Here is a 19,988-nt window from a genome sequence, read left to right as displayed (position 1 = left end):
GCTCCTAAAAGAGCGATCCAGCAGCTTCAATTCCCCCGCCCAATTGAGGTACGTATTTGTTTATTCATCTTGGTATTCAAGCAAGTCTCCAGGCTTGCATTTAAGGGCTTTACAAAGTTGGATAAGAGTGTCCCTGTCTAGTCTTTTCGGCATTTCTCGGTATGCCTTAAGCTTTGAAATCGTACTAGGATGAAGTCCCGTAAGTTCTGCCAGTTCTCCAGTCTTTACGTCACGTTCAAGCATGAGATAAGCCAGGTTCCACTTGATGGGCATTGGTAATGATGCTATGTACTGCATCTTTAAATTACCTTCTAATGAGTGGAATCTATCCTTAGAATATACTTTTCTAACCTATACGTCAATAAAATAGCTTTAATGCTTGACATCTAGTCGTAATGGCGAGACTATAGTTATAGAGAAAGCGCCCCCGTCTCGCAAACTTAAGCGCCTCTCTATCCACATAATTCATGGAGACTTTCATTATGGCATCAACGGTTTTAGACAATCAAGCGATTCCTTCGGAAAGCTTCGCTAACGCACAATTCCAGCTAAATCTTCATCTCACCGAGCAATCAGAAGAAGCAGCAGTTTACGAAATTGATTCAACTGATGATGTCTTCGGCAAGCTCTACCGCGTTTGGGGTGGAGAAAAAGGCATTAACCTACTCGGCACTTTCTATCAGAGGCTGGATGGCTTCTGGATATCTCAGCCTTGCAACACCGAACAGCGTAGTCAGTGGTCAACTGATAGCCAAGCAATAAACGCAATTCTCGCAACGTAAAACATAAACTCCTATCACCTTTTGAGGCACTTAAACCAGTGCCTCTTCCTTGTCTTGAAAAGTTGTTCCTGGGGGAAACCCCCATGACCACACTTTTCGCTGTTTTATGCATTTACGGTGAAACCAAAATGAGCAACTTAACAGTATTTCAATTTGAGTCACATGAGGTTCGGTTTGTTGGCACAGCAATTGATCCTTGGTGGATAGCTCAAGACATTTGTGAAATTCTAGAAATCAACATTTCTCAAACCAGACGATTAGACGACGACGAAAAGGGTTTGCGTTTAACGCAAACCCCTAGCGGTTCTCAAGAGATGCTTTCGGTAAACGAGTCTGGTTTGTATTCCTTAGTTTTAGGTAGTCGTAAAGCACAAGCGAAACGGTTCAAAAAGTGGGTAACGTCAGAAGTTCTTCCCAGTATTCGCAAAACTGGCAAGTATGAACTTCCCCAAGCCGAACAACCCCCAATACTTCCTACTCCTACCGCTCAAGAAATCTCAGATTTGTTTGATTTAACCTTGGGTGGTGCGGGATTAGATCCGAAGCTGATCGCGGGGGTGAAGTTAAATGCGATCGCATCTTACAACCCCGTTCTACTAGAAGCAGCAGAGATAGCAAAATCAGCCTTAGCTATTCCAGTAGATAAAAGCTTGGTTAGACCAACACAATTAGGCGAGAAATTGTCAGCCCAAACTGGCGAAAAGTGGAGTGCCATTAGGGTTAATAAACTACTTATAGAGCAAGGTTTTCAAACTCCCAATCCAGATAAAAACCCCGCTTATCTGCCCACTGAAAAAGGTAAGGATTACAGCCAACTGGTACTAGACACTGCTAAGGGGAGAGATAAAACTATCCAGTCTTTGCAGTGGCATCTGTCGGTATTGGAAGCGATTGAACTGTAGAGGGATGAGATGACAGCACGTAACCGTAGAAAACAAAAATTTATTGCCATCCCCAGTGTCTACAAACAACCAAAATACCGTTTTGGACAGATGGTAAAGCAAGGTCGAATCATCGGCATGGAGTACTATCCTCCGGATCTGGTGAAGATAACTGACGAAACAGAGGAATGGCGTTACTGGTTGCTGGAAAACGATGAAGAAATTTTGGACTTGAATATGCTCGCAGAGTCAGAGATTGAACCTCTGACGAGCGAGGAGCTGCAAGCAGTGGTCAAGGATGAAATCGAGTTTCACCAGCGCAGTATAGCAGCGCTTAGAGAACAAATTAAACAGTCATAGTTTTATCAACAGAATTTAGAAAGATGAAAAGTTTTTCAGTAGCAATACTCGCTGCTCTATTTCTCGTGCATTTTTTCGCCCCAAGAGCATTAGCCACCAACAACGAATGCACTCCATTACACCCTTGCCGTGGTATGGACAGGAGGGACGCATGAACCAATTAACTGAGGCTCTGGGCATAGCAGCCACAGAACATAGGTATGACTTCGTGTGCAACATCACGGTTGAAATTGTCACCACCCTTGAAAAGCAAGGCTTCAGTTTTGACGAGTTGCTAGATGGTTTGGCAAATTACGCATTTGTCAATAACAAAAGCACAGACGCGGCTTGTTTCCTTGTCCAAGCCTGCTTATCTGCAAGGAAAGACTTGCAAGGCGACAAAACCAATGGATAGTCCAGTCAATTTACGTCGATATAAACGCCTGTACAGAAAATCAAGACGCGACAAACTCCCACGCCTAATCGAGAAGTACGGCTGTCGTTGTCTCTGGTGTGGCTGCCATTTAACGCCGGAGATTATGACCGTTGACCATTACATTCCCCTCTCTTTGGGTGGGAGTAACAAAACCGATAACTTACGCCTAGCTTGCTACGGCTGCAATCAAAAACGAGGTAACGCCATGCCAGAAGATACGCCAGAAATCATTGCTGAAAAATCATGCATTCGCTTTCCTAGCCATTGGCCACAGCCCAAATACCATTTTGGGCAACTGGTAAAACAGGGTCGAATTATTGGGATTGAATATCAGTCGCCAGGGACAAGAAGGGCTTTCGACTTAGGCAAGGGATGGATTTACGCTGTGCTACTTGATGACCTTGGTTATGACACAGACCAGCTTAAAGAGTCAGAGATTGAGCCACCGCCATTATCTGTCTTGCAAGCCGAAATCAACTACGAAAAATCACTTGTTGAGATTCATCAAAATAACAAAGCCGTCTTGACTGAACAATTAGAGGAGTCCCAGCATGATTGATTCTGAGCAAAAAACCTCAATTCGCACTGCTTTGCGGGACTCCAGAAGAGAAGGGCTGATTAACTTTGTGGAAGAATTTATCACCCTGTTGGATCAAGACGGCTACTCATTCCAAGATTTATTAGAGGCACTTGCAGGCTGGGGATATCGTCAACAGTCACCACCTGATGAGGTGATTAGGTACTTAGAGGATGCAGCATCACAATTGCATCGCTTGACGAGAAATTAATAGCTAGGACTAACCACAAAAACCCTCTTGAAACGGCAGTTGCTCCACTTAGGCGTTACCCCAAGACCGCACTGCTTCAACTTTTTCAGGAGGGTTTTAGCTGCTTTATATACAGGCAGTTAGAAAAAATCTGTCTCTTGTTCTTCGCTCATGTCGAAAGTCCGCAAAGATCCCGTCGCGCCCCAGTGTTTATGACTTGCAATTTCCATGAATTTTTGAAGGTAGAAATATGAAGTCAACTTAAAGCGTTAAAAGTCTGGAATTGTTCATGGTATATCTGTATCCAAAAAGAAATTTGTATACAGCTTTCAACCATGCCCCAAGACTTCTCGCATCAAAATCTTAGAGGTCGTTCTTTTCGAGGTCAGAACCTTGAGGGTGCAAATTTTAGCGGTGCAGATATCAGAAGTGCTGATTTTACTGGCGCTAACCTAACAAGGGCAGATTTCAGTCATGCTAAGGCTGGATTGCAAAGGCGGTGGGCTACTTTCTTGGTACTTGTTTCGTGGGTACTAATGGGTCTATCAGGATTTTCCTTAGCTTTTGCTAGCATTTCAACGGGGTTGGATATGTTTTCCAACGTATTAAATCGATATTTTGCTGATATTGAACGTATTGCAGGTTGGACTGTCATAGTCACAGTAGTTATGTTCATTTTCGTTACAATTCGCCAGGGAATACAGTGGGGGTTAGGAGTCGTAGCCGTAACTCTAGCCTTAGCCGGAACCGTAGCTGGAGTCAATGACTATAACTCATCCATAGCTCGATCTTTCACCATAAATGTAATTACAGGCATAGCTGTAATCATAACTATGACTGTAGCTATAGCCGGAGTTGTAGCTGTAGTCGGAGCCGGAGCTAGAGCTATAACCATAGCCATAATCGTGTCCGTAGCTGCAACCGGAGCCGGAGCCTTAGCCGGAGCCTTAGCCTTAGCAGCAATCGGAAAAATGACACCTGTAGGGCCGAGCGATAATGCTGCTTACATTAGAATCGAATCCGTAGCCATAGCCATAACCATAGCTATAGTTATAGCCCTAGCTATAGTTATAGCCCTAGCTATAGCAAAAGTTGGAGTCAAAGTTACAGCCATAGCCATAGACATGGCTATAGCTATAGCCGGAACCATAGCAGGAGCCAGAGTTGGAACAGGAGCCGGATATCAATCGGGATTTGCCCGTCGATTCGGAACAGGAGCCGGAGATGTAGTAGGAAGATTTGCCAATACATTAGCTGTAGCAATAGTTGTACCCGTAGCCATAGCTGGAGTCTTAGTAGTAATAAGCACATATATAAGTAGACGTGCATTAAATGGAGATCCAAAACACGCCCTGATCCGCGACATCGCTATTGTCTTCGCAGCTATTGGCGGAACAAGCTTCCGCAGTGCGGATTTAACTGATGCTAATTTCACAAAAGCCATACTTAAAAGTACAGATTTTAGAAAAGCTATTCTGACTCGTACCTGTTGGCGGAACGCTAAACAACTAGACCGTGTTCGCCTTGGTCAAACCTATCTTCAAAATGCAGAAGTATGTCAATTGTTGGTTACAGGGCAGGGACAGGACAAAAACTTTGACCGTCAAGATTTAAGCACAGTGAACTTACAAGGAGCTAACCTGGCTCGTGCCAGTTTTATTGATACAAACCTTAGTCAAGCTAACTTACAAGAAGCAAACTTATTTGAAGCCAAGTTAGTGCAAACAAATTTAGACCAGGCTAACCTCAATAACGCTGATCTTACTGGAGCATACATTGAAGACTGGGGAATCACCAGAAAAACCAGATTAGATAACGTTAAATGCGAGTATGTATATTTAAAACTTCCAATGGAAGGCGATCGCGATCCAAATCGAATGCCGCCATCACAACAAGGTAATTTTGGAGAAAATGACTTCAATATTTTTATTACATCTGTTCTTGATACTTTAGACCTTTACCATAAGCAAGATATTAATGCAGGATTGGCGGTTACTGTCCTCAAAGGTCTAACTTTGGACTACCCTGTACAATTTGAGTTGATTGGACTAGAAAAAAGAGGTAACGACCAGTTTCTAATTAGGCTCAAGGTATTTGGCCAGGCTAACCAATTTCAGCTTAAGCGAGAATATTATGCTAGGTATGAGCAGATTTTGCCTCTATACGACCCGAAAAAACTCATACCTAATACTGAGGCTATAGTTGAAGGAATTATTAAAACTGTGAAAGAAAATCCAGGCACACGTATAGAAAACTTGCATAATCAAGGTATTGTGATTACGGGTGGAAGTGTAAGTATGACTGGCAATCGCAATCTCAACACAGGTGGCGACTATTATCAACAGAGTGGAAGCCTTGGCATTGGTCACATGAGTGGCGGTGAAATCAAGGAAGGGGCAAAAGTCGCTGGAGTGATAAACGAAGCAGAGAGACAGAATCTAGCCCAAGCAGCGGCAGAAATTCAGCAATTACTAAAACAGTTAGAGCAAACTTACCCTACCACCACTACATCACAGCAAATGGTTGTAGCCACAGAAGCCATAAATCAAATTGAAAGCAACCCAACCTTGAAAAAACGAGTCATAAATGCCGTTAAAGAGGGTAGTTTGGCTGCATTTGAGAAAGCTCTTGACAACCCAGCAGGTGCTTTCATTGTTGCCGCTATCAAAGGCTGGCAAGAGGAGGTCGAGGCAGAAGATTAAACTGCTTGCTCGTGCCCTCAGAGTCCGCCCACAGTCATCTATAACACCACCCAACTGGGTGGTGTTTTTATTTAGGGATAATCCTTTTTCTCTATACCCTTAAATTCCCACAGTAACCTCAAGGCAAAGGTGCAAGAGGTTGGGAATCCAATAAATAATCACTGAGTGAATCAGCTGCTGTGCTGTAGGCGTGATGCCTTCTCGCGCGACAAACCAATATTTTATTTGCATCACACCTATGGTAATGACTCTTCTGGAGGCAGCGAAACTTGCTCCCTCCATCGCTACTGCAACAATTATTGAAGAATATGCAGCCTCTTCCGATATTCTCCGCGCCATCCCTTTTGAAAATGTCGCCGGAACTGGTAAGCACTACAACCGTGAAGACAAACTCCCTGGCGTGGGTTTTCGCGGCATCAACGAAGCCTACAAAGAATCGGTCGGTGTGGTCAATCCTCAGTCTGAGGCACTCAAGATTTTTGGCGGCGATTTGGACGTTGATCGCGCGATCATTGATATGCAAGGCGAACAAGTCCGCTCTGTGCATGAAATGATGAAGGTGAAAGCTTTAGCCTTAAGCTGGACTTACAACTTTATCAAGGGCGACTCCAGTATTGATTCGCGCGGCTTTGACGGTTTGCAAGTGCGATTAACTGGAAGTCAATTAATTTCTAATAACGATGCTGGTGGCCCGCTATCTTTAGAAAAACTTGATGCACTAATTGACCAAGTAGACACACCCACACACTTAATCATGGGTAAATCTGCACGACGCAAACTCAATCAAGCAATTAGAAACCGCACTGTTTCGGGCGATGTTGACTTTAGTCAAGACGAGTTTGGCAACCGGGTGATGAGCTACAACGGCTTACCGATTCTCATCGCCGATTATGACAACAACGGCAACACAATTATGGACTTTACCGAAACAAGTCCTGATGGTACTTCCAGCACCCAATGCCAAAGCATTTATTGCGTCTGCTTCAAAGAAATGATGCTCAATGGCATTCAAGGTGCTGTTGATGGAGTGTATGGCGTTAGTTCTCGTGATTTGGGGGAACTGGAAACCAAGCCCGTATTCCGCACTCGCGTTGATTGGTATACGGCGATCGCCTGTTATCACGGTCGTGCAGCTGGTCGGCTATATGGCATCACCAATGCCCCGCCAATTAGCTGATAACTCGTTCTTGGAAAATGCTATTTTCCGCTTGTTGAAAAATTTTTCAGGATTAAAAATTTATGGCTCGTTCAACGATCGCTAATCGTCGCGCGATTTTACTTGATGCGAATTTGATTTTGCGCGACTTTACAACTGCTGTTGCTATTAGTGCTACCACTGCGGAAACGGCGATCAGCAGCTTAAATGCGGCTGAACTTCGCTACTACAAAGCAGTAGTAGATGTAGCTGCTCATACTGGATATGTAGCAGGAAGCGCTCAATGGACAATTACCATTGAAGCTTCTGCTGACAATGTAACTTTTGTCCCCGTGGGTACTGTGACTCCGCAAGGTGCTGCTGGACGATTCCAAGTCCCTCTTAGTGGTGAATGGGTCGAGAAAAATCTTCCCTCTGCCAGCTACCCAAATATTAATTATCTGCGGGCCAAAGCAACCAAGTTTGGTAGCCCTGGAAACTTGAATTATGGAGCGTTCATCACAGCATGAGTCAGCCTATCACTCTTTACAGTCCCGATGGCGATCGCACTCGTGAGATTGCCGCCATTGATGCGCCCGGATGGATTCAAGCTGGTTGGTCAACATCCCCTGTTGTGGTAGCAGCAATTCCTGCCAAAGTCGCGCTGGAGCCAGAAGTAGTAACTGTTCCAGAGCAGTCCCAAACAAAATCTAAGCGAAATAATGACGTACCAAGAGACGGCGTATCAGAAAACTAATATCGTCGATGCTAACGGCAATATTATCTCCTCTTTTGGCGGTGGTGGTGGAGGTGGCGATGCCTCTACCACTAACCAGCAAGCTCAAATCGCTCTGGAGACGGCGATACGCGATCGCTTGCCTTCTACACTGGTTAGCGATCGTCTAAAAGTTGATGGTAGCGGCGTAATTCAGCCTGTAAGCTTGTCTTCTGTTCCTCTCGCTAGCAATGCGGCTACAGACACAACTTTGCAGCAGGTGCGAGATGCAATCAAAGCTCAACTTGACATTGCATCAACAATTTGGACGGATAATAGCGGCGCTTTTTACGTTCGTCGCGATCTCGTGAATGAAGGAACTGGGACAATAACCGTAACATTCACAGATCCGACGGGCAGCGCCGCAACACCGGGGGCGGGACTGAGGCCGTTAGCCACGACCGACAAAGACACAATAACTGATTTCTATGATGTGCTTGCGAGTGGTACTGGCTATTCGACTGGTGATTTATTAGCCAGAGTTGCAATTTTAGACGTAAATAGCGGATCGCCCTCTGCCACTTTTGTCTGGCTCAATCTTACAACTGGAACAATTCTCGGTTCTGCGCCAACAAGCGCAAACATCGAAAGAGCAAATGAGAATGTTGGCGCAAGACAAGTAGGAAACTGGAATGTCACTATTCTAAATAGCTCTATAGAAATTGCTAATGATATTGGTAATCCTGTTCCCGTAAATGGCAACGTAACAATCAACAATACCGAGTTTTTAGCTTATCTAGAAGCCCTGTACAGCGCAACATTGCCAACGCTTACAGATGGGCAGAAAACTAATCTGAGAACCACCCAAAGAGGTGAACTTATAACAAGTTTTGTTGATTTTGTTAGTTCAACTATTAATATTAGCGCAGCAGATGCGGGTTCAATCTCCACTGCTGGGGCAGATAGTCAAACAATTTTCAGTGGAACTCCTACAGCCAGTAGCTTTGCCTCGGTTTCTATTAGTGGTGACTCATCATTTGCAATTCAAATTGATGGCACTTTTGTTGGTACTTTGCAATTTGAGCGTAGCTTAGATAATGGGGCAACTTATACAGCAATTAGCGCTTTTGCTGCTGGCACTGCTTACACTCGCAGTACTACTACTCAAATAGGTAGGTGGCACGGAAATTGTAGTAGCAGTAATTCAATTAGAGTAAGAGCTACGAGTTGGACTAGTGGAACTGCAAATGTAAAAATATTAGCTGGCGCGGGAACAGGAACAATCACGATAGGAAATCCTATTAGATTATTCGATCAAATTAGTGGTGTTCAAGCATCAATCAAAGCGGCAAGCGTTGCACCCGTACTTGCTGATACAGCATTAGTATTTACTGAAAGAAGAGAATCTATTGCCGGAAATAATGGAAGCTTAACTTTGACAAATGCAAATACTGAATATAGTTTTGCATTAACAAATGCTCGCTCTTACGCTTTCAAAATATTAAGTGGTGGTGATATTAGATTTGCTTACACTACAGGAAAAGTAGCTACTCCTACACTGCCTTATTACACACTTACAACTTCTCTAGAAGAAGCAAAAGATTTTTCTAAAGAAGCATTTACTGGAACTTTATATTTTGCTAGCTCCACTGCTGGAACTATTGTGATTATTCAATATTGGAGCTAATAAATATGCCTCAGAGAAATATTTCATCTCAAATTGGAAACACATTTTATCAAATAGGAAGATACTTTTCTTCTGGTGTAGGGGACGGCTCGCTTGTTAGCGCAAGTATGCTAGCAGGTCAAATTTTTTATTGCCCCATAATTATTCCTCAAACAATTACTGTAGATAGAATTGCAGTAAATGTAGGTACTGGACAGACAGCAGGTGAAGCTAGATTAGCTATGCGATATTTTTCAAATTCAAGTAAATCAGTCGGAAGACTTTTGTTTGATGCTGCAACAGTAGATTGCTCAACTTCAGGAGCTAAAGAAATCACAATCAACCAAATCATACAGCCTGGATATTATATGGGGCTGCTTTGGAACAAAATAGCTAGCACTACTTATACTGCTTACACTAACTCTCCTTTGTCTGGTTCCATAGTAGGGCAAACTTCTGTAGGCGTTTCTTTTCTCTCTGGTTTTACGCTGACTGGTATAACTTATGGCTCTGCATTTCCAGACAGCCCTGAATCTGGCGCACCAGGAACACCTAACAACAACTGCCCAATACTTTCATTAAGGATAGCAGGATAATGGCAATTTACTATAGACAGCAACTTTATCAAAATGGTGTGCTTATTTCTACAACTTATCTTAATTCAGATGGGAATCCTCAACCCACTGGTTTTACTCCATTAAGCACGGACATTATCTCTAGCACTCCTCCACCTTTTTTACCAGATTGGGCAAATTTTAATAGAGCGATGATTAGTGATACTGGTTACAATCGCATAGCTAACGCTACACTAAATCAACGTGCAGTAAGCCGACTGGAAACAATAGTTACTCCAGCAGGTTATACAGATGGTATTGATAATAAAGATTACCCTTTAGTAAAGGCTTGCTGGGATTTAATTGTTACTGGATTACCGCTTTTGAATAAAGTAAATGCAGCAGAGATTGCAGCATGGAACGCGATCGCATCTGCCGCATTCATGCAGTTCAAGTTTGATTCAGATGGAAAAATGGTTTTAATTTAATCGGTTGATCGCCTCAAGATGACTCATGCCTTTTTGCCTTAACTGACAATAAGCAAATTCCAGATGCTCAGGTATTTCGCTCTTTAATTGCCTCAAAAGTATTGGCTTGATCGCAGTTAAAATATCTACTATTTCGCCAACAATTATACCATTTCCAATCATCTTAATTCGCTGAGTTTGGCTAATAGCAATCTCATCTCCTTCTTTATTAATGCCGATCGCAGTACTCCCAACTTCCCACCCCATTAATTGCTCTGCCTCTGTTGCATTGATGGGGCGCTCAAGGTAGGTTTCACCTTGGTACTCACGAATTTTATAGGCTCCTGTGCCCGAATTGTTGGGACTTCGCAGGCATGGGGATTGTTCGTGGTAGATGCGATCGCCTCCAGCCGCGCGGTAAAGCACTGCGAATGACGCTCCTCTTTTGTCTCTGTGCAATGGTGATCTGTGCTGGAGGATGGCAGCACAGATCGCGGGGGACTCGGTAGCCTCTGCCACGCCATCAACGTAAACTTTTACAGGAATAGCTTGAGTCTCAAATATTTCCTGTAAAGTTTTCTTTTCTGGACTTGGTATTGTCGCCCGAATATCGCCTGTGAATACCCACACAGAATAATCGTTCTCGGTTTTGGGGGACGTGGCGTTTTCCATTCCTGACTTGCCAACTCCCCACATACCCCACCTCTGCAAACGCATCAAGGATTTTGATGAAGTCAAGTCCCTTTCCACTTGATAAGACTGCTGAAACTTGCTCCCACAAAAAAGCTGGAGGCTGGATAATTTGCAAACATCTGACGAACTCAAAAAACAATTGTCCGCGAGTTCCTTCAATCCCGGCGCGTTTTCCAGCAAGGCTGAAATCTGGGCATGGGCTGCCCCCAATGACGATATCGACACTGTAGAGATTTCTGATAAATTCGTCAGTGAGTCGGGCAATGTCTTGTTCGATAAGTTGAGTCGTGGGGAATCGCTTTCTGTAGACGGCTGCGGCGTAGGGATTGTTTTCAACTGCCCAGATGGGTTTGTATCCTGCTGTGATCGCGCCTTCTGAACAACCCCCGCCGCCGGCAAAAAGCATTCCTGCTGTAAGTTCCATTTCTCCCAAGCCTCCTCGTATTTCTCAATAGTTTCAAAATCATCTGGGTTTGGCGGCTCCTGACTTTCATCAAAAAAAATAGTCACCTGTCCGTCAGTCTCAACTTGATGAGGCACTTCCCCAAAATGGGCGGGGTTCCACGAGCTATCCTTCTCTAGATGCTCATAACTCCATTGTTGAGGCTTGCTCACACCGTCCCAAAGCACCACAGCCCATTTTTTCGGGGTGTCCGAGATCGCTCCTTTCCTCTGTTTTTTGCTACCAGGGAAAGTGTCACGAACGCGATCGCCTACCTTAAATCTTGGTTCGGGCTTTGTGAAAAATTTTTCAACAACTTGACCCTCAATGATTTCACAAACCATCAGTAGGTGATGTGGTACAAAAAACTCTTTACCCTCCCACACACCGATTATCATGTCTTGACAACATCCCTTAAATTGCCAAGACCAAGGACATTCTTTTTCGCTAATCCAGTCACCAGGAGCAAGTAAGATAATATCCTCATCGGTGGCCGGTCTAATTGTGCGGTTAGTAAATAATTTGCCAAGATTAGGTGTTGTCGTGGTGGTCATAGCGTCAATTCCAGGAAGCGTCCATCCTCTATGTTCTTTGCTTATCCCGCCTAAAACGTTCATCAAGCAGGTGCGAGATAACCCGTGCTGTTCGGCAAAGGCTTTTAAATTACTGCCCTCAATATTTTCGCCAGTGGGCGATCGCAGCGTGAATTTTCGGTGCTTGCGGTCAGGTGGGACGATTGGCTGTCCGTCTGGGGTGCAATGTCGCCATCCTCTGTGTATGCCAATAATGCATCTCGAAATTCGGGATAGTGCGATCGGGCACAAACCATGTTGACGAGCAAATTCACTCAAGTTGGTTGTGGTGTGAACAACTCCCGCAGGTGACAAAAAGTAGTAAGTTGGAGGTACAGGTAATTTCCTACCACCAACGGCTTTTGTCCAACCTTTGCAACTGTGTACTCTGCCATTTAGAACATCAAGAAGGGCAGATTCATTTAACTCATGTTCTTGGGCAAACTGGCGAACTCCTTTACCCGTGAAAATTTCTCCATCTGGCGAAACAAAGTCATAATCACGGTTATGGAAGTTATTAAAATCGCCTTTCTTGTTCCGTCCTCCCTTGGGTTTGCAAGGTTTCTGCTTAATTTCCCAAGGCATTGGTTGCCCAGCTTTTGGCTTCCACTTGACAACGAACAGAGAAACCTGATTTCTCTTAGCTGAACAAATCAACAATGGGCCTCGATAACTTGTCCCCCAGGAGCGCGTCTCATGGCGTTTCAAGCCCAAAGGAACGAGGGAGGCATGGGGTTGCCATAGACTAATAGCTTTCATCAAAAACTCCAACTTTGATAGATCCTTCCATTGCATCAGGATAGGTTTCGCCAACCTGCCGAAGTTCAGCATCAAACTTCAGCCAGTGAATAATATCCTCCGATCGCAGTCGGGCGGCGAATATTTGCTGGTGAATGGCATTTCGTGCCGCTTCTAGATATATGGCTGATTCCATATCGCCTTGAAGCAGGGCGTTTTTGTGGCGATCGTGAATGGGATCTACCAAAGCTTCTATAGCAGTGTGATAGTGATCCATCACGTATTCCTGTAAATACTCGTATTCGGTCACGCGCTACCGCCCTCCATTGGATAGCGTTGCATCATTTCGTCAAGTCCTACCTGGCTTCCATCTGGTAAATAAGCCCACTTTCCACCCGCCATTGCAAGCACTAATCTTTGTTTGCGTGCCCAAGTAAACCAATCGCTCACATCAGTGGTAATAACCGTTTTAGCCTTGATTCCACTCTTACAGCTGTTGATGAATAAGCCTGTTGGATTATCGCACCATCCCTCAGCAATAGACTCTTTGACACGGGCGATCGCGCCTGCCACATTACCCCAATATTTTTTAATCACCCCAAGGCATGGATCTGGGTTAATTCGCAGCCTTTTTAATTCGGCGCAAGTCTCCCTGATTTCATCCTTTGTGGGTTTATTTTGAGTTGAAGTAGGCTTAATTTCCGGCGCGGAAGATAGATCGTCATGAGGATCTACCTCGTCACATGGAAGAACTTCTTCATCGCCTTCAACGGAGTGAGAAGTCTGGTTTTGCTCCCAAGTGTTGGTTACGGCAGCGATTGATTCCCAATCTGGCTCCTCTTCCACCACCACTTCCTTTTTCCCAGCAACAGCAGTGTTGTTGTTTTTAAAAAGCTTTAAGTTAGTTTTTAGTGTTGGCGGATTATTCGCATTGATAGGCTCATTTTTTGGCCCATCTATGTCAATTTTTTCGCATCGACTGAAAAACAGGATTTTTGGTAGCATATCCAGATAATTCCAGAAGCCCAGCAGCTTTGATAGAATATCCCACTCCGATTTGTCGAATTCGATAGGTGGTAGCCAGTTGGGATTTAGCCTGTATTTATTGGCTGTATCCTTTGGGAAGCGTTGTGCTGGAAGCTCGTCAATCAGCTTATCTGCAACCAACTCTCTAAGATGTTTGCCAATCGTTTCTCGGCAATATCCTAAGATTTCACCCAGTTCTTCAAGGGTGATTCTTGCCCACTCATGCCCATAAAAATGCTTGCCATCTAGCCAAGATAGGATTGCTGCCTTACATTTATGGCGACGATTGAATATCTCAAGAAATTCTTTGAGAATGTTGACCGGGGCGCTGATTTGTCCCAGTGTGAAGGATGCAAAGTTATTCATCGTTCGCTCCCCCCTCTGCCCAGAATCGCGCTAATAATTCTTGTTTTGCATCATCTATCCTCCAGGTTTCAGAGGGCGTTACCTCACCAACTATTCGCTCCATCTCTTGCCTTTGTTGGAGCCTTGCCTCTGCGGAAATCAGTGAAGGATCAATTGCCTCAGACTCTGGATGAAAGTTGAAGTTTTGGTATAGATAGCGGAAGTGACGTTTATCTTGTGGTGGTAGCTCACGCCATACTTCGGCATCCCATCCTGGTGGTGTGAAATCAGATGATATTGGGAGTATTTTTTGGACTTGGGATTGGAGACGATCAAAGTTTTCCTGTAACTGCTGAATCTGCCGTTGCAACCGTGGAATTGCTTTTACTGATTGCTTGGCGATCGCCTCACATTGAAGAAAGTATTTTCGGATCTGTTTACCTTCCTCGCTTTTAGCCAGCATCCCCATCTCCTTAAAACATTCCACTGTTAGATAAATGTCTTCACGATGCGTCAAACCTCCGTCTGGAGCCGACTCCACATTACTGTGGAGTCGGTAATCTGTATCTTGCATGAAGTAGCCGATTAGTTTTCTCTTGGCTGAATCTTTGCGGCTGTAGCCTAGAAGTTTCCATGCAATCTCAAAGTCAACTGGATACTTTTCGTCACAGTTGTAAAGTTCTTCTGCTGTCTCAAAAGTAAATTGAAATGGTATAATCATATTGGTTTAAGTGGTTTCCAAAGCAAGAGTGCGTTATCTGCGGAGGGAGCCATCTTTTTTTGGGAAGATGGCTGTTAAATTTTCCAAAAAGGCTTTTTCAATTGATATGTCAATGTTGGTAAAGGCATAGTGTAAATGAAGTAGTATTGCGCCTTACCTGCATCCAAAAGCTGTTTGAGTGCTGTGAATATCTCAGGATAAGTCGCGCCGGTAGCATCCTTTAGCTCTCCAGTATTGCAATCCTTAAGAGCTAATTGGGCTTCAATTTTTTGGGTTAAATCTATCATTTTGGTCGCCATAAGATTTTGGCGTGCAGATTTTAAATGCTGCTCAATTTCATTAAGCTGGCTATTAATCACTTCATTGTCAGATTCAGATTCAATAAAAAGTTCAGTTTTTCCAACAAATCGAATCAAAATGTGCAGCTTTGTCTGAGCTTTCACCAAGGCATAAAAAGCTCCTGCATAGTGCCAAGGTGAATCGGGTCTAATACTCATCAGAATAATGATTGCTGTCCTGGAACTGTTGAATCGCATCTTATCGGAGGCTTGCGATTGCCTTCTGACTGTCTAGCTAATCCAAGCTCATAGAAAGTTTTGCGCCTCTCATCAAGCCAAACTTGGTAAGGATGATTTTTTCTTACTCCAAAAGGGTAAGAAGCATCAATCGCACCCTTCAGTTTTCGTTTATCTGCAAGCGATAAATTCTTCAAATCCACACTGGCAGAAGCGATCACAGAAGCAATAGCCTCAGCCGCTCTTTCTCTCCAATAGCTCATGATTACTCCCAATATGTGTACTCACCAACAACTGCTCTCAAATAGCGGTGCATATAGGTTCCTGTCGCTCGATTCACTAACTTGTAATAAAAGCCAGGCTTCAAATCAATTGCGGTGATTGGAACTGGGCTACTGCCAATAACCCTCATATATTCATCAACCGACAATTCAATGGTGGTGATACTCATCACGCTGCCTTGTGTGCCAGGGATTTCTCTAGTGCCTTCCAAATAGCTTCTAACTGAGATGTGGAAAAGTCTGGCCGTGCCTTGCTCATCACTTCAAAGAGTTGCTTGGAAGTGAGTGATAAAAGGGCGATCGCCATTTCAGTTACCTGCACTTCACCGATGGCATTGATATTGGTGATACTTGCCGATAGTTGTTGCTCTGGAGAATGCCCCTCATTGCGATCGGATTCTTTAAATAATTGTTCGCCTTTTCCAAATCCCGCCGCCTGCTGCTTTTGCTTTAGTTCTTGTTTGACAGACGTGGGGGGCGCTGCTTGGGACATCGCTTCCATTTGATTGAAGGGAACTTGCTCTCGCTTGTTTTCTGGAGTCCCATCAATGTGACAAATACTAGAAAATGGCCCGGTAATCACCCGCACTGTGGCAATACTCCCCTTGTGAGTCCCGCCAGTGATTTTTACCCGCTCGAATTCTTTGGGAGTCCATCGGCTGTGATTTGTCCCAGCAGAGGGAGGAGCGGATTCTTTGACCAACTTGTAGGCTGCGTCTACACCGCGCGGCCTTGATAAAAGTTGCTTGAATTGCTGGTGGCGATGATGTTGAACACTACCAGATGGCGCGTCCTTGGATTCGTCCATTTCCCGCACAGCTGCAACCGCGTGTTCGTAATTAACCCCGCTACCAAGCCCCACAAGCTTGGCGATCACGTCGCGGGTTGTTCCCTGCCCCGCGCCTGCTCTGCCTTGTCGCGCCTTGGCTTCCTCGCGCTCGATTTTCTCCCACAGAAGCCCTTCCCTGACTTTCTGCTCGATTGTCTTTTCTCGCCCGACGTTGCCAGCAAGCAGGGTTTTGAGTTCTTCTTGTTCGGAATTGAAAATCTTTAATTCAACGGAGAATTCTTTCCTGCCTAGCTCACAGCCAACTTTGAAGCAGCTGTTCCCTGAAACTATTCTGTATCTCTCTTGACCGTCGGGAGTGGCGACTAAAGGCTTAATCCATCCTGTGGAGGCAATCGCACTTTTTAAATAGCTCAAGTCCTCTTTATCCCCATAAATTGATGCATTAAGAGGATGGACGTAAAGCAACTCAGCACTTATTGAAGTTAATAATGATTCTGATACTTGTAGTGGCGGACGTACTGCCACCATTACCATCTGCTGATCAAGTCTTTTTGCCGCCTCTATTGCTTCAATGCCCTCAATTAATTCCCCGCTTTCAGTAACAATAATGTCGGGAATAATGCCATCAGCTTGAAATCTTGATACAACTTTTGTTACGGCTGCTTCATCAATTTCTAAGTGTGTTGGAATCCTTATCTCATAAGGATTCCGTGCTTCTAGTTTTTGTGTCATAATATTAATCAGTTTTTTGATAATTTTTTGTTAACCGCGTAGCTATCAACTATGCGGTTAATTTTTTTGTTGGCTTTTTTTGGTTGCCGTAATTCAGGGGACAGGGACAATCGAGCATCACATTTTTCGATGTGAAACTGATATCTAGGAATTTGGGAATCGGGCGATCGCACATCTCTCACTTCATAATCTTCAAGCCCTCTTTTTTTGAGCCTGAGAGTCCCATTTCTGACCATAACTCTTAATTGATCGGCTGATTTTAAGCCAAGCATTGGATAGGCTTCTTCTGCGTCGTACCACTGATTTTGGGCGCTTGAAGAAGTAGTCTGTACCCCTAGCATTTGGGCTAGTTTCTTGACGACAAGGATATCTACGAGCGCCTCTAGTTCGCTCATCTCTATAAGTCTTTCTGTCTTGTAAGTCCCTGGTTGCTCCATGTTGTGTAGATGCAAAGAGTGAAGCTATGCCGTAATCAAAGAGCGTTGGCTTTGCACGCCGCAGGCATCGCGCTCTCTGGCTTCATGCTGCTCTTTTTGGTAATTCAATAAAAACTGCCGCAATGCAAAGGTAACTATGGAAGATTCTGGGATGCCCATTTCTTCAGACACCTTTGCAAGTGCGCCTGCTATGGAATCGGAGGTGGTGTATGTTTTTTTAGCAGTCATCTCTACTATAGTGGTAATAATTTCCTTGTGTGGTTGCTATGAACTATATCATAAGAGTCTGTAAGTTGACACCCGTAATATCAAAATCAGCTAAATGCTGACTTATCATTATGTGGATGGAAATTTTTGAACAAGCGGTAATGAGCGATCAATTTGGAGAACGATTTCGTGAGATTGTAAAACGAGCTATGGGCGATCGCTCCCAAACCGCATTTGCTCGTGAATTAGGTGTTAGCTCCTCCACTGTGCAGAAGTGGCTGGCTGGCAATGGCTTTCCATCCTCAGACAACCTGGAGAAAATCGCCAAGTCCACTGGGTTAAGTGGCGTGGATGCACTTCGCAATTACTTAAAGGGGGATATGCAAAGTGATTCTGATGCGCGACCCATGTCACCAGAAGAGATTTTTTTGTTAGCCAAGCAGTTGACAAAGGAGCAGCGCAAGAGATTGATTAATCTCATGCTTGAGGATTTATAATCAGATTTTTCGTCCCAAGCATGGACAAGTCCAATGTCCGCGCTTGGGACAGCCAAAAATCAGTTTTTTGCTTCTGATGACCGCAATTCAGTTACCGCGTCCTCTAAATGTCGAGCTACTGAGCTATTTTTTTGCCAGCAACCCCACGCCGTCCCGTTCGCGGAGCGTTCCGAAGGAAAGGGCGGTGCGGGGAGTATGTCACCTTTGATTAAAGGCCCATTTGGAGAGTGCGTCTAGCAAGTCTTCCAGTAAAAATCCCTCTTGATTTAGTAGATTAAGAAAATCTTTGATGAAGGGGACGAGCGCTTCTCCACGAGAAATTCGCAAAACCCAACGAATCGCTTTTTGTTCTTCGGCATCAATCATGTTTTTCTCCTGTTACTAGTTCTGGCATTGCATCACCTCGTTTGTTATTACAGCCCTTGCAAGCTGTTCTGAGGTTGTTGAGTTTGTTGCTGCCACCCTTGGAGAGTGGGATTAGATGATCAATGGTTAGTGTTTCTGGGGCGAGGTCACAGCCGCACCAGAAACACTGATAACCATATCGTTCGATTAAGAGCTTTCTTCTGTATCGCATCTGCTTGGGAGGCAGGCGTTTAGTAGGTGTGAAAGTTTGCTCCTGTGCAGGTGCAGGAGAGTTTGGTATTGTGGAATTAATCATGAACTTTAGGGTTTGTGAGCTAAACCTACGTAGCGCCTGCCTGGAAACAATCGCTCGTGGGTTTTATTTTTGGGTAAACGGAGGCGTGGGTTTTGCTTCCGCTCCAAACATGGGCGCTTACCCGTCCTTGTTTGGAATATGAAAAACTTTTCAGAAAGTGGTTAGACGTGAGTTGGTTTTGGGCTTTCTAGATATAGAAGTCGATAGTGGTGTATTAATCATGAGCGATCAAGAAAAATCCCCAGAGAAAGACTTGTCTTCCGAGAGGCAAATTATTATCCAAGGTCTTCTGTTTGTATTTGTGTTAGTTCCAGCTATATTCATCGTTTTTAGTATTGTCCTTTCGGATTATGTGGCTCAAACGCCTTTGGTTCGGTCGTTTGATGATGCCGCCAAACAAGCTGAAATTGCTGCTTGCGAATCCAAAAAGGGATACAAGAACACGGAGGATTGCTACAAATGACACCTATTTCCTGAAAAATTTTCACTTCCTTTCCCGGCTTCTCGCTCTCTTTTAACAGCTTTGCGTACATGGAAATTTTTATTTTTTGTTCAAGCAATAAAAGATTTGATTAAGCCGACGCTCATTTTACAGTTTGTACTTTTGATTGATGTATATTGAGCTTGGGGGGATCTACTCTCAAAGACGTGAGCAATCTGATGGGGTAGTTATGGATATACTGTCAAGTTATTTATACGCACGACCGTCTTTAATTGAAGGTGTTGCCAGAATGGTTGATTTTGGTAATACATTGCAGGTTTATAATACGTCATTAAGTTCTGAGCAAGCAGACTATTTAGCACTGCTGTCTGACTGGGCGGTTGTAGGAAACGATCTTAAAAAGGCAATGGCAGAGTACACAAAGGTACAATAATCTTAAGCTCGT

General features: G+C 44.2%; 32 protein-coding genes. 17 read left to right on the top strand and 15 right to left on the bottom strand.

What is annotated here, in order from left to right:
- Positions 1–60 precede the first annotated feature (60 nt).
- Positions 61–273, bottom strand: a complete 213-nt coding sequence (locus tag FBB35_RS21875) for a helix-turn-helix transcriptional regulator (RefSeq protein WP_302480994.1) — start codon at positions 271–273, stop codon at positions 61–63.
- Positions 274–467: 194 nt separating this feature from the next.
- Between FBB35_RS21875 and FBB35_RS21870 the strand changes: the two genes are divergently transcribed.
- From FBB35_RS21870 to FBB35_RS21840, 7 genes are all read left to right on the top strand, one after another.
- Entirely contained in the window at positions 468–782 is a 315-nt protein-coding gene (locus FBB35_RS21870) for a hypothetical protein (RefSeq protein ID WP_254625659.1), read from the top strand.
- Positions 783–910: 128 nt separating this feature from the next.
- On the top strand, positions 911–1,684 hold the full coding sequence (locus tag FBB35_RS21865; RefSeq protein ID WP_174711378.1) for a BRO family protein: 774 nt from the start codon (positions 911–913) through the stop codon (positions 1,682–1,684).
- A gap of 9 nt (positions 1,685–1,693) precedes the next feature.
- On the top strand, positions 1,694–2,023 hold the full coding sequence (locus FBB35_RS21860; protein WP_174711377.1) for a hypothetical protein: 330 nt from the start codon (positions 1,694–1,696) through the stop codon (positions 2,021–2,023).
- Between the two features lie 151 nt (positions 2,024–2,174).
- Positions 2,175–2,417 (top strand): hypothetical protein, encoded by a 243-nt coding sequence (locus FBB35_RS21855; RefSeq protein WP_174711376.1) that lies wholly within the window; start codon positions 2,175–2,177, stop codon positions 2,415–2,417.
- Positions 2,410–2,997: an HNH endonuclease gene (locus tag FBB35_RS21850; protein WP_174711375.1), complete on the top strand. Its 588-nt coding sequence runs from the start codon at positions 2,410–2,412 to the stop codon at positions 2,995–2,997. Before FBB35_RS21855 ends, FBB35_RS21850 begins: the two co-directional genes overlap by 8 nt.
- Positions 2,990–3,226: a hypothetical protein gene (locus tag FBB35_RS21845; RefSeq protein WP_174711374.1), complete on the top strand. Its 237-nt coding sequence runs from the start codon at positions 2,990–2,992 to the stop codon at positions 3,224–3,226. Before FBB35_RS21850 ends, FBB35_RS21845 begins: the two co-directional genes overlap by 8 nt.
- A 314-nt stretch (positions 3,227–3,540) precedes the next feature.
- The gene (locus FBB35_RS21840) at positions 3,541–5,907 is read left to right on the top strand and encodes a pentapeptide repeat-containing protein (protein ID WP_174711373.1); all 2,367 of its coding nucleotides are present in this window, start codon (positions 3,541–3,543) and stop codon (positions 5,905–5,907) included.
- Between the two features lie 99 nt (positions 5,908–6,006).
- Here FBB35_RS21840 and FBB35_RS35570 read toward each other — a convergent pair whose 3' ends face one another.
- On the bottom strand, positions 6,007–6,138 hold the full coding sequence (locus FBB35_RS35570) for a hypothetical protein (protein WP_302480927.1): 132 nt from the start codon (positions 6,136–6,138) through the stop codon (positions 6,007–6,009).
- A gap of 13 nt (positions 6,139–6,151) precedes the next feature.
- Between FBB35_RS35570 and FBB35_RS21835 the strand changes: the two genes are divergently transcribed.
- From FBB35_RS21835 to FBB35_RS21810, 6 genes are all read left to right on the top strand, one after another.
- Complete coding sequence (locus FBB35_RS21835; RefSeq protein WP_174711372.1) at positions 6,152–7,084, top strand: major capsid protein; 933 nt, start codon at positions 6,152–6,154, stop codon at positions 7,082–7,084.
- 62 nt (positions 7,085–7,146) lie between these two features.
- A complete protein-coding gene (locus tag FBB35_RS21830; RefSeq protein WP_174711371.1) occupies positions 7,147–7,572 on the top strand; it encodes a hypothetical protein in 426 nt (141 codons plus the stop codon).
- Positions 7,569–7,799, top strand: coding sequence for a hypothetical protein (locus tag FBB35_RS21825; RefSeq protein WP_174711370.1), 231 nt, complete (start codon positions 7,569–7,571; stop codon positions 7,797–7,799). Before FBB35_RS21830 ends, FBB35_RS21825 begins: the two co-directional genes overlap by 4 nt.
- Positions 7,765–9,444 carry a hypothetical protein gene (locus FBB35_RS21820; RefSeq protein ID WP_174711369.1) on the top strand — a complete coding sequence of 560 codons (1,680 nt, stop codon included), beginning with the start codon at positions 7,765–7,767 and terminating at the stop codon, positions 9,442–9,444. Before FBB35_RS21825 ends, FBB35_RS21820 begins: the two co-directional genes overlap by 35 nt.
- Before the next feature lie 5 nt (positions 9,445–9,449).
- Positions 9,450–10,019, top strand: a complete 570-nt coding sequence (locus FBB35_RS21815; protein WP_174711368.1) for a hypothetical protein — start codon at positions 9,450–9,452, stop codon at positions 10,017–10,019.
- A complete protein-coding gene (locus FBB35_RS21810) occupies positions 10,019–10,465 on the top strand; it encodes a hypothetical protein (RefSeq protein ID WP_174711367.1) in 447 nt (148 codons plus the stop codon). The genes FBB35_RS21815 and FBB35_RS21810 overlap by 1 nt, the downstream gene beginning before the upstream one ends.
- On the opposite strand, the gene FBB35_RS35865 is transcribed toward FBB35_RS21810, so the two are convergent.
- Both FBB35_RS35865 and FBB35_RS35860 read right to left on the bottom strand, forming a co-directional pair.
- Entirely contained in the window at positions 10,457–11,074 is a 618-nt protein-coding gene (locus tag FBB35_RS35865; protein ID WP_174711366.1) for a hypothetical protein, read from the bottom strand. The genes FBB35_RS21810 and FBB35_RS35865 overlap by 9 nt on opposite strands.
- Positions 11,001–11,543 carry a DNA cytosine methyltransferase gene (locus tag FBB35_RS35860; RefSeq protein WP_368041853.1) on the bottom strand — a complete coding sequence of 181 codons (543 nt, stop codon included), beginning with the start codon at positions 11,541–11,543 and terminating at the stop codon, positions 11,001–11,003. Before FBB35_RS35860 ends, FBB35_RS35865 begins: the two co-directional genes overlap by 74 nt.
- Before the next feature lie 525 nt (positions 11,544–12,068).
- Here FBB35_RS35860 and FBB35_RS35855 point away from each other — a divergent pair.
- Positions 12,069–12,413 carry a hypothetical protein gene (locus tag FBB35_RS35855; protein WP_174711364.1) on the top strand — a complete coding sequence of 115 codons (345 nt, stop codon included), beginning with the start codon at positions 12,069–12,071 and terminating at the stop codon, positions 12,411–12,413.
- Between the two features lie 483 nt (positions 12,414–12,896).
- On the opposite strand, the gene FBB35_RS21790 is transcribed toward FBB35_RS35855, so the two are convergent.
- The 9 genes from FBB35_RS21790 to FBB35_RS21750 form a co-directional block, all read right to left on the bottom strand.
- Positions 12,897–13,166 carry a hypothetical protein gene (locus FBB35_RS21790; RefSeq protein ID WP_174711363.1) on the bottom strand — a complete coding sequence of 90 codons (270 nt, stop codon included), beginning with the start codon at positions 13,164–13,166 and terminating at the stop codon, positions 12,897–12,899.
- A 29-nt stretch (positions 13,167–13,195) separates the two neighbouring features.
- Complete coding sequence (locus tag FBB35_RS21785) at positions 13,196–14,281, bottom strand: hypothetical protein (RefSeq protein ID WP_174707965.1); 1,086 nt, start codon at positions 14,279–14,281, stop codon at positions 13,196–13,198.
- Positions 14,274–14,981 carry a hypothetical protein gene (locus tag FBB35_RS21780; protein ID WP_174711362.1) on the bottom strand — a complete coding sequence of 236 codons (708 nt, stop codon included), beginning with the start codon at positions 14,979–14,981 and terminating at the stop codon, positions 14,274–14,276. Before FBB35_RS21780 ends, FBB35_RS21785 begins: the two co-directional genes overlap by 8 nt.
- 74 nt (positions 14,982–15,055) lie before the next feature.
- On the bottom strand, positions 15,056–15,478 hold the full coding sequence (locus FBB35_RS21775) for a hypothetical protein (protein WP_174711361.1): 423 nt from the start codon (positions 15,476–15,478) through the stop codon (positions 15,056–15,058).
- On the bottom strand, positions 15,478–15,759 hold the full coding sequence (locus FBB35_RS21770; RefSeq protein WP_174711360.1) for a hypothetical protein: 282 nt from the start codon (positions 15,757–15,759) through the stop codon (positions 15,478–15,480). The genes FBB35_RS21775 and FBB35_RS21770 overlap by 1 nt, the downstream gene beginning before the upstream one ends.
- 2 nt (positions 15,760–15,761) lie before the next feature.
- On the bottom strand, positions 15,762–15,947 hold the full coding sequence (locus FBB35_RS21765; RefSeq protein ID WP_174711359.1) for a hypothetical protein: 186 nt from the start codon (positions 15,945–15,947) through the stop codon (positions 15,762–15,764).
- The gene (locus tag FBB35_RS21760; RefSeq protein WP_174711358.1) at positions 15,947–17,299 is read right to left on the bottom strand and encodes a hypothetical protein; all 1,353 of its coding nucleotides are present in this window, start codon (positions 17,297–17,299) and stop codon (positions 15,947–15,949) included. Before FBB35_RS21760 ends, FBB35_RS21765 begins: the two co-directional genes overlap by 1 nt.
- An 8-nt stretch (positions 17,300–17,307) precedes the next feature.
- Entirely contained in the window at positions 17,308–17,694 is a 387-nt protein-coding gene (locus tag FBB35_RS21755) for a hypothetical protein (RefSeq protein WP_174711357.1), read from the bottom strand.
- A gap of 66 nt (positions 17,695–17,760) precedes the next feature.
- Positions 17,761–17,964, bottom strand: coding sequence for a hypothetical protein (locus FBB35_RS21750; RefSeq protein ID WP_174711356.1), 204 nt, complete (start codon positions 17,962–17,964; stop codon positions 17,761–17,763).
- Between the two features lie 110 nt (positions 17,965–18,074).
- Between FBB35_RS21750 and FBB35_RS21745 the strand changes: the two genes are divergently transcribed.
- Positions 18,075–18,440: a helix-turn-helix transcriptional regulator gene (locus FBB35_RS21745; RefSeq protein WP_174711355.1), complete on the top strand. Its 366-nt coding sequence runs from the start codon at positions 18,075–18,077 to the stop codon at positions 18,438–18,440.
- Between the two features lie 198 nt (positions 18,441–18,638).
- Here FBB35_RS21745 and FBB35_RS21740 read toward each other — a convergent pair whose 3' ends face one another.
- Entirely contained in the window at positions 18,639–18,806 is a 168-nt protein-coding gene (locus FBB35_RS21740) for a hypothetical protein (RefSeq protein ID WP_174711354.1), read from the bottom strand.
- Positions 18,799–19,101: an HNH endonuclease gene (locus tag FBB35_RS21735; RefSeq protein WP_217481667.1), complete on the bottom strand. Its 303-nt coding sequence runs from the start codon at positions 19,099–19,101 to the stop codon at positions 18,799–18,801. The genes FBB35_RS21740 and FBB35_RS21735 overlap by 8 nt, the downstream gene beginning before the upstream one ends.
- 157 nt (positions 19,102–19,258) lie before the next feature.
- On the opposite strand from FBB35_RS21735, the gene FBB35_RS21730 reads away from it, so the two are divergent.
- Together FBB35_RS21730 and FBB35_RS21725 are read left to right on the top strand one after the other, a co-directional pair.
- Positions 19,259–19,564, top strand: coding sequence for a hypothetical protein (locus tag FBB35_RS21730; RefSeq protein ID WP_174711353.1), 306 nt, complete (start codon positions 19,259–19,261; stop codon positions 19,562–19,564).
- Between the two features lie 208 nt (positions 19,565–19,772).
- Positions 19,773–19,976, top strand: a complete 204-nt coding sequence (locus tag FBB35_RS21725) for a hypothetical protein (RefSeq protein ID WP_174711352.1) — start codon at positions 19,773–19,775, stop codon at positions 19,974–19,976.
- Positions 19,977–19,988: the final 12 nt, after the last annotated feature.

This window comes from Nostoc sp. TCL240-02 (genome assembly GCF_013343235.1).
Lineage (GTDB): Bacteria > Cyanobacteriota > Cyanobacteriia > Cyanobacteriales > Nostocaceae > Nostoc.
Note: the sequence above shows the minus strand (reverse complement) of the source record. Positions and strands in the feature narration are given on the sequence as shown.